This window comes from Caballeronia sp. LjRoot29 (assembly GCF_964252755.1).
GTDB lineage: Bacteria > Pseudomonadota > Gammaproteobacteria > Burkholderiales > Burkholderiaceae > Caballeronia.
This window is the reverse complement of the sequence record NZ_CAXUPU020000010.1, coordinates 30,865-45,457: the sequence shown is the minus strand read 5'-3', so window position 1 is coordinate 45,457 and position 14,593 is coordinate 30,865. Positions and strand designations below refer to the sequence as shown.

Annotated in this window: 13 protein-coding genes; 8 read left to right on the top strand and 5 right to left on the bottom strand. The window is 60.6% G+C overall.

Annotated features, from left to right (window positions below; genetic code table 11):
• Nucleotides 1–11 precede the first annotated feature (11 nt).
• The 3 genes from fdhF (at nt 12) to ACSQ83_RS13795 (ending at nt 3,449) form a co-directional block, all read left to right on the top strand.
• The gene (fdhF, locus tag ACSQ83_RS13805; RefSeq protein WP_436228529.1) at nt 12–2,942 is read left to right on the top strand and encodes a formate dehydrogenase subunit alpha; all 2,931 of its coding nucleotides are present in this window, start codon (nt 12–14) and stop codon (nt 2,940–2,942) included.
• A gap of 19 nt (nt 2,943–2,961) precedes the next feature.
• A complete protein-coding gene (locus tag ACSQ83_RS13800) occupies nt 2,962–3,207 on the top strand; it encodes a formate dehydrogenase subunit delta (protein ID WP_436228528.1) in 246 nt (81 codons plus the stop codon).
• Between the two features lie 77 nt (nt 3,208–3,284).
• Nucleotides 3,285–3,449, top strand: a complete 165-nt coding sequence (locus ACSQ83_RS13795) for a hypothetical protein (protein WP_436228527.1) — start codon at nt 3,285–3,287, stop codon at nt 3,447–3,449.
• Here ACSQ83_RS13795 and ACSQ83_RS13790 read toward each other — a convergent pair.
• The 3 genes from ACSQ83_RS13790 to ACSQ83_RS13780 form a co-directional block, all read right to left on the bottom strand.
• Complete coding sequence (locus tag ACSQ83_RS13790) at nt 3,446–5,197, bottom strand: FAD-dependent monooxygenase (RefSeq protein ID WP_436228526.1); 1,752 nt, start codon at nt 5,195–5,197, stop codon at nt 3,446–3,448. The genes ACSQ83_RS13795 and ACSQ83_RS13790 overlap by 4 nt on opposite strands.
• Before the next feature lie 66 nt (nt 5,198–5,263).
• On the bottom strand, nt 5,264–6,250 hold the full coding sequence (locus ACSQ83_RS13785) for a cation diffusion facilitator family transporter (RefSeq protein WP_436228525.1): 987 nt from the start codon (nt 6,248–6,250) through the stop codon (nt 5,264–5,266).
• Complete coding sequence (locus tag ACSQ83_RS13780; RefSeq protein ID WP_436228524.1) at nt 6,251–6,613, bottom strand: ArsR/SmtB family transcription factor; 363 nt, start codon at nt 6,611–6,613, stop codon at nt 6,251–6,253.
• Nucleotides 6,614–6,717: 104 nt separating this feature from the next.
• Here ACSQ83_RS13780 and ACSQ83_RS13775 point away from each other — a divergent pair, with 104 nt between their 5' ends.
• Nucleotides 6,718–8,601 (top strand): tetratricopeptide repeat protein, encoded by a 1,884-nt coding sequence (locus ACSQ83_RS13775; RefSeq protein WP_436228523.1) that lies wholly within the window; start codon nt 6,718–6,720, stop codon nt 8,599–8,601.
• Nucleotides 8,602–8,678: 77 nt separating this feature from the next.
• Here ACSQ83_RS13775 and ACSQ83_RS13770 read toward each other — a convergent pair whose 3' ends face one another.
• Nucleotides 8,679–9,977 carry an MFS transporter gene (locus tag ACSQ83_RS13770; protein WP_436228522.1) on the bottom strand — a complete coding sequence of 433 codons (1,299 nt, stop codon included), beginning with the start codon at nt 9,975–9,977 and terminating at the stop codon, nt 8,679–8,681.
• Nucleotides 9,978–10,257: 280 nt separating this feature from the next.
• Between ACSQ83_RS13770 and ACSQ83_RS13765 the strand changes: the two genes are divergently transcribed.
• The 4 genes from ACSQ83_RS13765 (at nt 10,258) to ACSQ83_RS13750 (ending at nt 12,908) form a co-directional block, all read left to right on the top strand.
• The gene (locus ACSQ83_RS13765; protein ID WP_436228521.1) at nt 10,258–10,758 is read left to right on the top strand and encodes an N-acetyltransferase family protein; all 501 of its coding nucleotides are present in this window, start codon (nt 10,258–10,260) and stop codon (nt 10,756–10,758) included.
• Between the two features lie 393 nt (nt 10,759–11,151).
• On the top strand, nt 11,152–11,898 hold the full coding sequence (locus ACSQ83_RS13760; RefSeq protein WP_436228520.1) for a hypothetical protein: 747 nt from the start codon (nt 11,152–11,154) through the stop codon (nt 11,896–11,898).
• A gap of 52 nt (nt 11,899–11,950) precedes the next feature.
• Nucleotides 11,951–12,367, top strand: coding sequence for a hypothetical protein (locus tag ACSQ83_RS13755; protein ID WP_436228519.1), 417 nt, complete (start codon nt 11,951–11,953; stop codon nt 12,365–12,367).
• A gap of 259 nt (nt 12,368–12,626) precedes the next feature.
• The gene (locus ACSQ83_RS13750) at nt 12,627–12,908 is read left to right on the top strand and encodes a DUF2968 domain-containing protein (protein ID WP_436228518.1); all 282 of its coding nucleotides are present in this window, start codon (nt 12,627–12,629) and stop codon (nt 12,906–12,908) included.
• A gap of 145 nt (nt 12,909–13,053) precedes the next feature.
• Here the strand turns inward: ACSQ83_RS13750 and ACSQ83_RS13745 are convergent, their stop codons facing one another.
• The gene (locus ACSQ83_RS13745) at nt 13,054–14,568 is read right to left on the bottom strand and encodes a gamma-glutamyl-gamma-aminobutyrate hydrolase family protein (protein ID WP_436228517.1); all 1,515 of its coding nucleotides are present in this window, start codon (nt 14,566–14,568) and stop codon (nt 13,054–13,056) included.
• Nucleotides 14,569–14,593: the final 25 nt, after the last annotated feature.

Below are 14,593 nucleotides of genomic sequence, written 5' to 3'. Positions count from 1 at the left end.
GGAACACAATCATGTCCAACTCTTCCTGCGGTTCCGGCAATTGCGCGTGCAAGACAAAGCCGCGCGATCCCTTCGACGATACCGACTACGGCACGCCGCTGCGGCATGCGGATATCGACGTGACGTTAGATATTGACGGCACGTCGGTGACCGTGCCGGCGGGCACGTCGGTGATGCGCGCGGCGATCGAAGCCGGCGTCAACGTTCCTAAACTTTGCGCGACGGATTCACTTGAACCGTTCGGTTCGTGCCGTCTGTGCCTGGTTGAAATTGAGGGCAAGCGTGGGTATCCGGCGTCGTGCACCACGCCGGTTGAAGCTGGCATGAAAGTGCGCACGCAGACGAACAAGCTGCAGTCGCTGCGCAAGAACGTGATGGAGTTGTATATCTCCGATCACCCGCTCGATTGCCTCACTTGCCCCGCCAACGGCGACTGCGAGTTGCAGGACATGGCAGGCGTGGTTGGCTTGCGCGAGGTTCGCTACGGCTACGAAGGCGCGAATCACCTGAAGGACAAGAAGGACGAATCGAATCCGTATTTCACGTACGACGCGTCGAAGTGCATTGTCTGTAATCGATGCGTGCGCGCGTGCGAGGAAACGCAAGGCACGTTCGCGCTGACGATCGCGGGACGGGGTTTCGAATCGCGCGTGGCCGCGAGCGAAAACCAGCCGTTCATGGAATCCGAATGCGTATCGTGCGGCGCGTGCGTGGCGGCCTGCCCGACCGCGACGTTGCAGGAAAAAACGGTCATCATGCTCGGCCAGCCCGAGCATTCGGTTGTGACGACGTGCGCGTATTGCGGTGTCGGCTGTTCGCTCAAGGCCGAGATGAAAGGCAGCGAAGTCGTGCGCATGGTGCCGAACAAGAACGGCGATGCAAACGATGGTCACGCGTGCGTCAAAGGCCGCTTTGCGTGGGGTTACGCCACGCACAAGGACCGCATCACCAAGCCGATGATCCGCGCAAAGATCACTGATCCGTGGCGCGAAGTGAGCTGGGAAGAAGCGCTCTCGTACGCAGCCAGCGAATTCCGTCGCATCCAGGACAAGCACGGCGTGGATTCGATTGGCGGGATTACTTCGTCGAGATGTACGAACGAGGAAACCTACCTCGTGCAGAAACTCGTGCGCGCGGCGTTCGGCAACAACAATGTCGACACCTGTGCCCGTGTTTGTCACTCGCCAACCGGTTATGGCCTGAAGACAACGCTCGGTGAATCGGCCGGAACGCAGACGTTCGCGTCCGTCGAGAAAGCCGATGTGATCGTGGTGATCGGCGCGAATCCGACCGATGGTCACCCGGTGTTTGCATCGCGTCTGAAGCGGCGTGTGCGTGAAGGCGCGCAACTGATCGTGGTCGATCCGCGCCGGATCGACATCGTCGATACACCGCACGTGAAGGCCTCGCATCACCTGGCATTGCGGCCTGGTACTAACGTCGCCATGGTCAACTCGCTTGCGCACGTGATCGTGACTGAAGGGTTGGTCAAGGAAGATTTCGTGGCCGAGCGCTGCGAACCGCGTGCGTTCCAGCAATGGCGCGACTTCGTGACGCTCGAAGAGAACTCGCCCGAATCCATGGAAGCCATCACCGGCGTGCCGGCGCAATCGGTACGCGAAGCCGCGCGCATTTATGCGAATGCCGGCAACGGTGCGATCTACTACGGCCTGGGCGTGACGGAACATGCGCAAGGATCGACGACGGTCATGGGCATCGCGAACCTTGCGATGGCTACTGGCAACGTCGGCCGTGAAGGCGTGGGTGTGAATCCGCTGCGTGGTCAGAACAATGTGCAGGGTTCGTGCGACATGGGTTCGTTCCCGCATGAGTTGCCGGGTTATCGCCATATCAGCGACGCGGCTGTGCGCGCGTTGTTCGAAGAAGCGTGGAGCGTGAAGCTGCAATCGGAACCGGGCTTGCGCATCCCGAACATGTTCGATGCCGCCGTTCATGGCAGCTTCCTTGGCCTTTACTGCCAAGGTGAAGACATCGTTCAATCCGATCCGAATACGCAGCACGTAGCGAAGGCTTTGTCGTCGATGGAATGCATCGTCGTGCAGGACATCTTCCTGAACGAGACGGCCAAGTATGCGCACGTGTTCTTGCCGGGTTCATCGTTCCTGGAAAAGGACGGCACGTTCACCAACGCCGAACGGCGCATCTCGCGTGTGCGCAAGGTCATGCCGCCGCTGCCGGGTCTGGCTGACTGGGAAGTCACGATCAAGCTCGCCCGCGCGCTTGGTTATGAAATGAACTACACGCATCCGTCGCAGATCATGGACGAAATCGCGCGCCTCACGCCCACATTCACCGGCGTGTCGTACAAGCGTCTTGATGACCTTGGCAGCATTCAATGGCCGTGTAACGCGCAGGCGCCTGATGGCACGCCGACGATGCACATCGACGAGTTCGTGCGCGGCAAGGGGCGCTTCGTCATCACGAAGTTCATCGCGACGCCGGAGAAGGTCACGCGCAAGTTCCCGCTGCTGCTCACCACGGGCCGTATCCTGTCGCAGTACAACGTGGGCGCGCAGACGCGGCGCACCGAGAACTCGCGCTGGCATGACGAGGATCGGCTGGAGATTCATCCGGTTGATGCCGAGGATCGTGGCATCAAGGCGGACGATTGGGTCGGCATCGAGTCGCGTGCCGGGCAGACCGTGCTGCGCGCGAAGATCACTGAGCGCATGCAGCCGGGCGTGGTGTACACGACGTTCCACTTTCCTGAGTCGGGCGCAAATGTGATCACGACCGACTCCTCCGATTGGGCGACGAATTGTCCCGAGTACAAAGTGACGGCGGTGCAAGTCATGCCGGTGGAGCAGCCATCGCAATGGCAGAAGGATTATTCGCGCTTCAATACGCAGCAGCTGGAGTTTCTCGAGTTGCGTGATTCGACCGTGGCTACAGACGCGACCGTGACGTCGTCGGGGAAATGATCATGGACGGGAACAAATCATGGATGTGAACAGCCTGGTCGAAATGGCAAACCAGATCGGTCAATTCTTCGATTCGATGCCCGATCGTGCGGAAGCGGTCGATGGCGTGGCCGATCACATTCACCGGTTCTGGGCGCCAAGGATGCGGATTGCGTTGCTTAACGGCCTGGACGATCCGGGCATTGTTTCCCAGCTGGAGCCCATTGTGCGGGAGGCGCTGACGAAACATCGGGTGGCGCTGACGCCGGCGGGGGCGGTGGTTTAGCTGGCGTTTGGCCGCGGTAGAATCAGACGATTTGCGGGCTCCTATGACTCGGAAGATGCCCGCCGAGGTCGTTCTGCATGAAGAAGCATTTGCAACAATCCCCAGAAGATGTGCGTGATCGGTTGACACGCGAAGCATTGGCGAGCTTACGCGCCGGGCTTCGCGTTTCGCACGCCGAGCTGCGCAAGTGGGCCGAACGCTTGAACACGGCCAACCCTCTGCCGCTGCCGAAAACAAGCTAACCCTCCCCTCGCGGCTGCGTCGAACCGAACCACGTTTCGCAATGACGCAGCAACGCCTGCGTATCCGACGGCGCCCGCCCCCTCGCGGCAATATACCCATCCGGGCGCACAAGATAAAAGCAAGGCCGCGTGCGCCCGTACGCATCGGTCAGCGAATTCGCGTTGTCGCTGTCGTTATCGGTGATACGCCACACACGCACCGTATTCGGCAACACTTCCTCCACTAATACCGCCAGCTCATCCAGGTCCTTATCGCGGATAGCGTGCGCGACGGTGAGCGTCGCGGGCGCCAGCGCAATGTCCTTGTCCGGCGATGGGCTCACCAGCAAGAACAACGAGAAACATGCGGGATCGTGGAGATCGAAGAGACAGCCCACGCCGGGCGCCCGTCCAAGCGGGCCGTCGATGACATGCACCCATGCGTCCGGCGCGCGCTCACCGGCTCGCGGACCGCCATCGAGCAAGCGATCCAGCGTGAGCGGACTACGCCGATATTGAATCGACAACTCGCTGACCGTGCGCCGGGCGGCATCGCGCAACGGGCCGATTGCCGACAAAGCCGGCATCACGTGATCGCGAATCAGCTTCATCGGCCCATGCTCGGCAGCGGCCATTTGCGTCATGAAACTGGATTGCCGCAGCACTTCGCGCTCGATCGGGTGACGCTCGTCGTGGTACGTATCGAGCAAACGATCCGGCGCGATGCCCGCCAGCATCCACGCGATCTTCCAGCCAAGGTTAAATGCCTCCTGAATGCCCGTGTTCATGCCCTGAGCGCCGGCTGGACTATGAACATGCGCGGCATCGCCGGCGAGAAAAATGCGGCCCGAACGCAGTCGGTCGGCCATGCGGCTATTCAGATGAAAATACGACGACCATTGAAGGTTCGTCACGGTCACACGATGATGAATACGCCGTTCGATAATCGCGCGGCATTCATCGAGCGTCGGCGCCGCGGTTTTATCGGGACTATCCGTCGCGTTGTCGGACGCCAAGCCATGTTCCACGCCCGGCACCGCACCAGACGCCGACGTCATACGTTTGTCCGCGATCAGGCGCGTGCAGCCGCCGCCCATCGGAAACAGGGTTGCAATGCCCTGGCCGGACGCGAAGATATGGAATTCGTCGTCGGGCCATTCTGTATCGGCTTGCAGGTCGGCGAGCAGGAACGTCTGCTCGAAAGTCTTGCCCGTGAACTCGATATCCAAGCCGTGACGCACGGTGCTATGGGCGCCGTCGGCTCCAATCAGGTAGGACGGACGAATCGATTCTTCAGCGCCATTCGCATGCCGCACGGCGGCCTCCAGCCCCGCCGATCCTTGCCGGAAACGCATCAATTCCACGCCACGTTCAATCCGCACGCCGGACGACGCAAGGTGCTCCGTCATCAGGCGTTCGGTGACGGATTGATCGAGGAATAACAGGTACGGATACCGCGTTTGCAAGGGATCGAAGTCGAGCCGCGCGAGGCGCTGCCCATTCGAATAGAGATTCGCGACGCGCGCCCGATGACCGAGTTCGAGAAACGGCTCAACCAGCCGATGCTGCTCGAAGAGTTCGAGCGTGCGTGCCTGGATGCCGATGGCGCGTGACCACGGCGAGGGTTGAGGCGCTTTATCGATGAGACGCACGGGAATCCCGGCGCGGGACAAACTCATCGCGGCGGCGAGGCCCGTTGGACCGGCGCCGGCGATCAGAACCGGCGGGACGTCGAGGATTTTGTGTCGATTCGGCGTCTGCGCAAGCATGCGCGTCTCCCTCAAACTTCACAGCACCTAGTGTACGCTGGTCACCTCGGACGAACGACTGCTCGCTCAATGCGAGTGATGGGCGTGCGGCTCTGCCGGCGATCGTTCATGCAGCGAGCAGTGATGCTCGGTCGTGCCTCTTTCCACCTGCAGCGTGGCATGGTTCATCGCGTGATCGCGGCGCAAGGTCGCCACGATGCCGTCCACGAAACTATCGCCGGGATGGCCTTCCGGCATCACCAGGTGCGCGGTCATGGCGCTCTCCGTGGTGGACAGCGCCCAGACATGGAGATCGTGGACGTCGGTGACACCCGGTACGCCCGCCAGATACCGTTCGATACCCGTCTTGTCCACGCCCGGCGGCACTGCGCCCATGGCGAGACACATGGCGTCGCGGCCGAGGCTCCACGTGCCCACCACGATCACGCCGACCACGATGATGCTCATCACCGGATCGACCCAGCTTGCGCCGGTGAACAGGATCACGAGGCCACTGATGGCAACCGCCGCGGAAACGCCGGCGTCGGCGGCCATGTGCAGGAACGCGCCGCGCACGTTCAGGTCCTCCTTGCTGCCGCGCATGAAAAGCCACGCCGAGAAACCGTTCACGACCATACCAATCATTGCAACGATAAACACATCGAGGCCCGCGACCGGCGCCGGATTGAGCAGGCGCTGCACGGCTTCGAGCACGATCGCACCGCACGCAAAGAGCAGCAGCGCGGCGTTGGCGAGCGAGGCAAGTATCGACGAACTGCCCAGCCCGAACGTGTAGCGTTCTGACGGTTTGCGCGTGCCGAGCCAAACGGCGCCCCAGGCGAGCAGGAGGCCGAGGACATCGGAGAGATTGTGGCCGGCGTCGGCAAGCAGCGCGGTGGAATGGGCGATAAAACCGTACACGGCCTGCACCACCACGATCAGCATATTCAGCCCAACGGCGATCGCAAACGTGCGGCCCTGCCCGGCTTGCGGCGCGTGATGGTGATGATGGCCGCCCGCGCCGTGGTCGTGCGCGTGACCTTCCTCGTGCTGATGTTTCTCTTGAGGTGCCATTTATTCGTTATCCGGTCGAAAGTCTGCCTGCGGCTCGGCAACGTGCTCGAGCAATTCGGCCAACATGCCGCTGATGTGCTTATCGGCGGCGAGATAGAAAACCTGCTTGCCTTCACGCTCGGCACGTACGATCCGCGCCGCGCGCAGCAAACGCAGGTGATGACTGACCAGCGACGCCGACAACCCCAGCGATTCCGCAATCGCCCCCACCGCGCAGCGCCGGTCAACGCACGTCAGCACAATGCGCAGCCGCGTGGGATCGCCCAGGAGGCGGAACAAGTCGGCAAGCGGAACAACGCGCTCATCGGTTGCTACAAAGGGAGAAGACAAAATAGCTCGGCCAACAGTTGAACAAGTGTTCATATGTTACAGAAGCGAAGCGGGAAGCGTCAACGCAAAATTCCGCAGAATTCGGGATCGGTGTCGAACGTGTGTGAAAATGAGGCGTTTGCATTCGATTTTCCTCAATGGATACAGTTTTTGCGCGTGGCTTCGCGGCGCATCGCGATGGCCGCCTCACCGAAGCGGAACGCGACTATCAAGCCGCGCTTGCCGCAGAGCCCTCCCACGTCGACGCACTTCATCTGCTCGGCGTGCTGCGCCATCAACAAGGCCAGCACGCGGAAGCAGCCGAACTGGTGCGTCGCGCGGTGGACTTGCGTCCCGCCGATGCCGGCCTGCAACTCAATCTTGGCAACGCGCTGAAGGCGCTGGGCCGGATTGACGACGCCATCGAGCGATTCCGAAACGCGCTGCATCTGGAGCCCGGCTTTTCGCTCGCGCAGTACAACCTCGGCAATGCGTACGCGGCGGCGGGCCGTCACGAAGACGCCGCCGATGCCTTCGAAAAAGCGCTGCGCCTGCAACCGCTGGATGCCGCGACCTGGAACAACTTCGGTAATGCGCTGCTCGGCATGCGTCGTTTCGAAGAAGGCGCGAAGGCATTTCGCCGCGCGCTGCAGATCCGTCCCGGCCACGCGGGCGCGCACAACAATCTCGGCATGGCGCTCAATTCGCTCGGCGATACCCACGGCGCGATCGAGCAATTCCGCGCCGCCATTGCGGCCGAGCCGAACTATGTCGCGGCGCACTTCAACCTGGGCAATCTTCTCGATGCCTCCGGCCATCCGCAAGACGCCGTGCCGGTGCTGCAGAACGTACTGCGCATGCAGCCGCAATTCGCGCCGGCGCACTTCGGATTGGGTCACGCGCTTGCGGCTATCGGTTCGCACGAGGCGGCGTTGCCGCAATTTGAACGCGCGGTCGGGCTCGATCCGAAGTACGGCGTGGCGTGGCTTGGCTTGGGCAACGCGCATCTGGCGCTAGGCGCGCATAAACCCGCGTTGCGCGCGTTCGATCAGGCTTTGCGGCTCGATCCCGGCCTGGTCGCGGCGAATCTGAACCGGGCGCTGACGCTGCTTGCACTCGGCGATTACACGCGCGGCCTGCTCGCCTACGAATGGCGTCTGCGCACGCCGGGCAGCATTACACTGCCGTCGCTGCCGAAGTGGAACGGTGAGCCGCTGCCGCGCCAGACGTTGCAGATTCGCGCGGAACAAGGTTTCGGCGATACCCTGCAGTTCGTCCGTTTCGTCCCCTTCGCGGCGAAGCTCGCCGGACAGGTCGTGCTTGAAGTTCAGCCGGAACTCGTCGCACTGCTGGAGCCGGCGGCGCATGCCGCGGGCGTTTTGTTGAAGAGCACCGCCAATGCTGCTACGCCCACTACGCCCACTACGCCCACTACGCCCACCAATGCCGATGCTTTCTCGCCGTTGCTGAGTTTGCCATTGGCGCTGGGGTTATCGAGTGTCGACAAGGTGCCGGCGCGCACGCCGTATCTCGTGGTGCCGGCGGCTTATCGGAAGAAGTGGCGCGGCTCGCTCGGGGGGCAATCGAAACGCAAGCTGGGCATCGCGTGGTCCGGGCGCATTCAGCCGGGCGAAACCCGCTCGGCGTCGCTTGGCATGCTTGAACCGCTGCTCAGCTTGGAAGGCATCGACTGGATCGTCTTGCAGCCTGCGTTGACCGAGGGGGAGCGTGCCTTGCTGGACGCTCATCCGCGCGCCCGCTTTATCCAGCGGCTGGAAGGCAAGCTCGAAGATTTCGCCGATACCGCGGCGATCGTGGATCGTCTGGACGGCGTGGTATCCGTCGATACCGCCGTCGCTCACCTGAGCGGCGCGTTAGGAAAACCGTTATGGCTGATGCTGCCGTTCGCGGCTGATTGGCGCTGGGGTATCGATACCGCGTCGACCCCGTGGTACCCGAAAGCACGCTTGTTCCGGCAGCCCAAACCCGGCGCATGGGACGATGTGATCGCACGGGTGGCGAGCGAGATCAGCGCTTCGTAGAACGGGTTCAAAGTTGAACGCATAAACAAAAATCCCTCGTCATTCGCGAGGGATTTTTTGCTTCCAAAGCCGCCCTGTCACGCCGTCTTGTATTGACTGCGCGCTTCCGTCGATCGATACAAAACCAGCGTCGCGATCAGCCCGCATACCGCGGCGACAGCCATCCATGCACCCGGCGCGGCCTTGTTGCCGGTCACGTGAATCAAGTACGTGGAGATGGCCGGCGTGAACCCGCCGATAGTCGTCGCCAGGCTATACGCGAGCGAAAAACCTGTCGTGCGAACTTCCACGGGCATGACTTCGGTGAGCGCCACGACCATCGCGCCGTTATAGCTGCCGTAGAGGAACGAGAGCCACATCTCCACACCGAGCAGGCGCAGGAACGATGGATCGGCAACCAGCCATTGCACGGCCGGATACGACGTGAGGATGGTGAGGATCGTGAAGAACAGCAGCACCGGGCGGCGGCCGACGCGATCGGAAACCGCCCCGGAAAGTGGCAACCAAACAAGATTCGACAAGCCGATAAACACCGTCACCACGAGCGCATCGATGGAAGAAAGCTTGAGCACCTCCTTGCCGAAGGTCGGCGTGTAGGCCGTGATCATGTAGAACGACACGGTGGTCATGATAACCATGCCCATGCCTGCAAGCACGACGCCCCAGTTGGAGATCATCGACTTCATGATCTCGCCCATTTCCGGACGATGCTTGCGCGCGAGGAACTCTTCAGTTTCCCGCAGCGAACGGCGAATGATGAACAGGAACGGCACGATCAGGCAGCCGATGATGAACGGCACGCGCCATCCCCACGACGTCATCTGCTCAGGCGGCAAAATCTTGCTCATGCCTACGCCGATCAACGCAGCGAACACCACGGCCACTTGCTGGCTACCCGACTGCCATGAGCAATAAAAGCCCTTGTTGCCCTTGGTCGCGATCTCGGAGAGATACACCGACACGCCACCGAGTTCCACGCCGGCCGAGAAGCCTTGCAGCAGACGACCGAGCAGCACGATGATCGGCGCTAGCACGCCGATGGTTGCATACCCCGGAATCACCGCAACGAGCAAGGTACCGATCGCCATCATGGTCAAGGTGAGTATCAGGCCCTTGCGTCGTCCGTGATGATCGATATAAGCGCCGAGCACGATGGCGCCGATCGGACGCATCAGAAATCCGGCGCCAAACACGGATAACGCAAGCATCAGCGACGCGAATTCGTTACCGCTCGGGAAGTACGTCTTGGCGATGGCCGAAGCGTAATAGCCGTAGACCATGAAGTCGTACATTTCGAGGAAATTGCCGCTGACAACGCGGAACACCGACTTCGCCTTCGACTCGTTCGCGGGCGTTGCATGTGACGGGCTGGACATGACGATCTCTAAAAACGGTGGCCAGCTTCCGGCGGCTGATGCGCCGCGGATCGACCGGATGTTGACGACGATCCGATAGCACTGCATCGGATGCCTGTGTAAGCTTCGCCGTGCTCAGGCCGGCGAAAAATGCTCAAAACCATGCACGTCGCCAATGTTACAGCGGGAAAGTGAAATTCGCCTACCCGGAACATCGCGTATATGGGCATAAAAACACCTTAAACTTACTTTACATATGTCTATCGATAAGCCTACATTTTCCGATCCATCATGGCCGTTTGTGCTGCGCACAGCCACGTCTGGCGACGCGCAGCTCATCGCGGGCATCCATGCGCAAAGCTGGGCGTCGGCGTATCGAGGAATCCTGCCGGACGATTTTCTCGATCGCGAGATGACGGCAGAACGAGCAACGCACTGGAACACACGATTCGATGAACTGGCCGGCGGCGCGGGCGAGGTATTGATCGCGATGCAAGATGACCGGGCGATCGGATTCGTTTGCCTGGTCGCACCCGATGAAAACGGCAGCATGCTCGTGGACAATCTGCACGCGCTGCCGGAAGCCAAGGGCAGCGGGTTGGGCACCGCCATGCTGAGCATCGCCGCGCAATGGGCGCACAATCGCGGCGCGGCCGGCATGCATCTATATGTACTCGAACCGAACGTTGCGGCAATCGGTTTTTATGAGTCTCGCGGCTGGAAGCTGGCCGGTCGAGAAGACGACACGATGGGCGGCATTCATATCATCGCGCTGCGTTATGTCCTCCCTATTGGCCGATGACGTGGCGTTTCTTTTGCCTTTGCAAATGGGGCGCTGTAATCTCGTTCAACGCCTGTGCACTGACTAAAAGGCCCGTGTCTCCAGAGCTGTGTGTCGTCCGCTGAAAAACGTCCGTTGCGTCCGTGCCGAATTAGCGAATTTTTTTCATTTCGAACGCCTCTTATTCAAGGAACTAAGAAGGTTCTGGGCGACGCCCCAAGCGGGCGCTGGGTATCATCGAGGGCTGTTCTGTAGCGGGTCCGGCGAAGGCGAAGTATTTAATACCTTTGCGGCAACAACCGGGCGACCTCCACACGGCTGCCCCGCTTGTTCGTTCGTTGAGCAGTCCTGACGACCGCTTTCGGGAATGAGAAAAGATGAATGCTCCTATGGTCGTGGTACAAAGCGATCTGCTTGCCGACGCTGTTCCCGCTTGCCGGTATGCCCAACGCCATTTATGGCGAAGAGTGGACGTTAACCGGCACGCGTCCGTATTTGACCGAATATGAAATACCGTTTTACGCGGCGCGTTTCCTCACCGCATATGTCAGTGTGCTATCTCTTCGCAACGATCGGTTCCCCTATACACCGGCCAGTCTATGGGGCAAGTTCAAACGCAATGATGAAGTTGATCACGTAGCGCAAGGCGTTGACGCTCCTCCTATTGTGATTGGCGAAGCACCGCAAGCCGTGGAGCCCGCGCCCTTCGCGTTCGAGCCGTTCACCGCGCCCGATGACCGGCATGGGAAAGCGCCAGCAGCGAATAACGATCATCACAAACAACTTGCCGGTGGCGCGATTGCCCTGGCATGTGCTGGATTTATTGCGTGGGCATTGTTCGGTACGAAGATCGGCCATCAGGATACCGAAATGCATCAACCCACGGTTGTGCTGAGTGCAACCCCGGTAGTCACGCCGGCGTCTGATTCTGAAATGACTCATAGAGCCGGTGCGCCTAGCGCAACCGTGGTGGTTGCTGCGACTTCAGCAGCTGCCAAGACTTCGACTACTACTGCGGCACCGGTAGAGGCTTCTGCCTCCCGTACCAGCTGCGATTGCCGCGTTGCCATCTGTGCAAAAACCGGTGGTTATCAGCGGCGTTGGCCAGTCGCCAGTGAAGACGGACTCGGCGACAAGCACAAACGCTATTGCCAGTCATGACCGGCCTGCTGCACCTCGCACCGTGTCAGAGCGCGCAGCCAAATTACAGCCAGTGGCACAAAAACATGAACGCCATGGCGCGAAAGCCAAGGCGAAACGCAAGCGCGATGCGCGTCGGTACGAGTTGATTCATCGGCTCAAAGGCCATGAGTACCTCGGCGCACCGGTTTATCGCATCACCGGGCGCGAAGCTGCCCTTGCATCGCCAGGCCGCCGTACGCTCGCGCGTGATGACACGCGTCCCAACACGGCGAGCGCATCGCTTAGCGCCACGGACATGTACAACATGCTCGCGCACTCGGCCGTGCTTGATGACAACAGCGGCGCTTCGCGTCAGTCAGTTCGCGCGGCGCCCGGAGAAACGGCCGCTTTGCCGCCAAGGCGCGCAAGCGCCGGCGAAACACCCAGTTGGAATTCCGACTTGAACCAACGCCGCGTCACTGACACGCCCTCACAATTTTGCAAGTGATCGGCAGCCCTCATGGCCGCATCGTGCGACGCACAACGCCTTTCCTACGCGCGCAGCACGATGCGTCGTGAATCGGTAGCCGACACTAACTTAATCTTGAAGCCTCGCTCCATGAAGTCCCGCACCCTCTCCATCCTTCTGAACGCGTTGTTCGTTACTGTGATCGCGTGTGGCTCATCCGTCGCGTCGGCTTATCAGCCAGTGGGGATGCTGCTCTCGGCGACTGGTCTCGCCGACCCCATCCGGCAACCGACCGTAAATGGTTCCATCGACGATTTTCAGATTAGTACCGACGCAGCAGGCGCAAAAGTCCTTGCTCGAGCGTGTCATTGCAGTGTCGAATGATCGGGCGCCGCGCCTGACTGCTGACTTGTCCGTTGTTCGGGTGCAGGAAAATGAAGTGTCGCAATGTCGGCAACAGATGCAGGTAGAATCGGCGGCATTATTGAACGAGAAATCCGTTGCATCGTGCAAGCTGTTCATGTTGCAGTGGCGGGTTCAGCAGCTTGAGGATCAGAACGAAACGGGACTTGTTCAGTAACGCGCAAGCTTGATCCAACGTTTGATCCGAGCAAACCATGTAGCAACAAAAAAGCCCGTTCCAACTTTCAAGTTGAAACGGGCTTTGTCATTGATCTTCAAAAAAGCAGTTACGGACCGATTATGCGCTGTTCGACAACGATCGCCTAGAAACGAGTTTCGCGTGCCACGCGAAGGAACGTATCGAGTAACGGCGTGCAATCGAGCAATTCATCTCCACCCGCGCGATGGAACTCCGGGTGCCATTGCACGCCCATCACAAACGGCGCGCGGCGATAACGCACCGCTTCAATAATGCCGTCGTGTGCCGATACCGCTTCGATGTTTAAGTCACGGCCAACCGTCTTGACCGCCTGATGGTGGATCGAGTTGACGAGCGCCTCACGATGCCCCGGAAACATGTTGACGAGTGTTGATCCATCGGGAAAACGAATCGGGTGTCGATGCTGATCGTATTGCTCGTTCACATGCACACCGGCCGTGGGGACATCGGTCGCAATATCTTGATAAAGCGTTCCGCCAAACGCGACGTTGATCAGTTGGCAACCGCGGCACACACCCAGCACCGGCTTGCCCGCCTCGACGAATTCATGCAACAGCTCAAGCTCGTACATGTCCCGCACGCGGTCGCCAGGCCATTCGTGGCGCGTGGCGGCTTCCGCATACGATTGCGGCGACACGTCAGCGCCGCCTTGGAGCAGCAAGCCATCTAGCTGTTTCGCGTAGTCGCGCAGCCGGATGTTGCTCGGGTGCAGCATGCCCTGATGGCCAACCGTCGGAATCATGAAGACCAGCACGTCGCGCGACATCACCCAATGCGCAATCGATTCCTCCAGATACTGCAGCGTCTTGCCGCGCAGCCCTTTGGCGCCCGGTTCAGGATGAAAAATCCGCGCCGACACACCGATTCGTAACGTCCGCTGCGTGATCCGCTGACCTGCGCGGTCGAAGATTTGACGCGCGCGCGCCTTGATCACCCGGCCAAATACCGACCAAGCGGAATCACTTTGGTGCAGGTACGCAGGCGGCGCCTTCATGTCAGGCGCATCGGGTGAAATGGGTGGCGGACGGAATGTGCCAAAGTCCGGTGCAACGGTGAATTCCGGCGGCAAGCTGGAAGCGGGTTTCGATGTGACGCTTTCCGTCACGCTCGCGCTTTCTTTCACGCTCGCGGCTTCAGCCTCAGCGGATTGCGCCTCTGTCGCGTTCTCAACCTCTGTCGCGAGACTGGCTTGCGCTTCCGTCGCCGTCTCAACTTGCGCGGCGAGATTCGCCTTGGCATCGATCGTTTTATTCGCGGAAGATGCGGACCGCGCGGTTTCACGCGCGACCGTTTCCTGCTGCGCCGTCGCCTTCGCAGCCGATGCACGTGCAGCGGCGGCATCGTCGCGTTGGGCTTTGGCTGTATCGACAGGTTCTACTGTCGACGCGCTGCCAGGCGCATCCGTCGATGCCCGTTCGGCTGCAGTGGCCTTCGGCTCCGTTTGTGTAGCTGGCGCGGGAATATCAGGACTCTTTGTGGAAGATACGGGCGGGACGGCCGGCGTATGGCCGCTCTGGACTGAGCCTGAAACGTCGGCTGCGGGAGCACCGGTAAGGGGCGTGCCCGGTGTTATCGACCCACTTGATTCATTTGACTCGTTTGACTTGTTTTCGCTCATTCCGTTTTTAGGCGCGAGGCGCTGT

Coding starts and splice junctions, on each gene's coding strand:
- ACSQ83_RS13800 (WP_436228528.1), top strand. CDS start 2,962: ATGGATGTGAACAGCCTGGTCGAAATGGCAAACCAGATCGGTCAATTC.
- ACSQ83_RS13745 (WP_436228517.1), bottom strand. CDS start 14,568: ATGAGCGAAAACAAGTCAAACGAGTCAAATGAATCAAGTGGGTCGATA.
- ACSQ83_RS13790 (WP_436228526.1), bottom strand. CDS start 5,197: ATGCTTGCGCAGACGCCGAATCGACACAAAATCCTCGACGTCCCGCCG.
- fdhF (WP_436228529.1), top strand. CDS start 12: ATGTCCAACTCTTCCTGCGGTTCCGGCAATTGCGCGTGCAAGACAAAG.
- ACSQ83_RS13780 (WP_436228524.1), bottom strand. CDS start 6,613: ATGAACACTTGTTCAACTGTTGGCCGAGCTATTTTGTCTTCTCCCTTT.
- ACSQ83_RS13770 (WP_436228522.1), bottom strand. CDS start 9,977: ATGTCCAGCCCGTCACATGCAACGCCCGCGAACGAGTCGAAGGCGAAG.
- ACSQ83_RS13795 (WP_436228527.1), top strand. CDS start 3,285: ATGAAGAAGCATTTGCAACAATCCCCAGAAGATGTGCGTGATCGGTTG.
- ACSQ83_RS13775 (WP_436228523.1), top strand. CDS start 6,718: ATGGATACAGTTTTTGCGCGTGGCTTCGCGGCGCATCGCGATGGCCGC.
- ACSQ83_RS13785 (WP_436228525.1), bottom strand. CDS start 6,250: ATGGCACCTCAAGAGAAACATCAGCACGAGGAAGGTCACGCGCACGAC.
- ACSQ83_RS13750 (WP_436228518.1), top strand. CDS start 12,627: ATGGTTCCATCGACGATTTTCAGATTAGTACCGACGCAGCAGGCGCAA.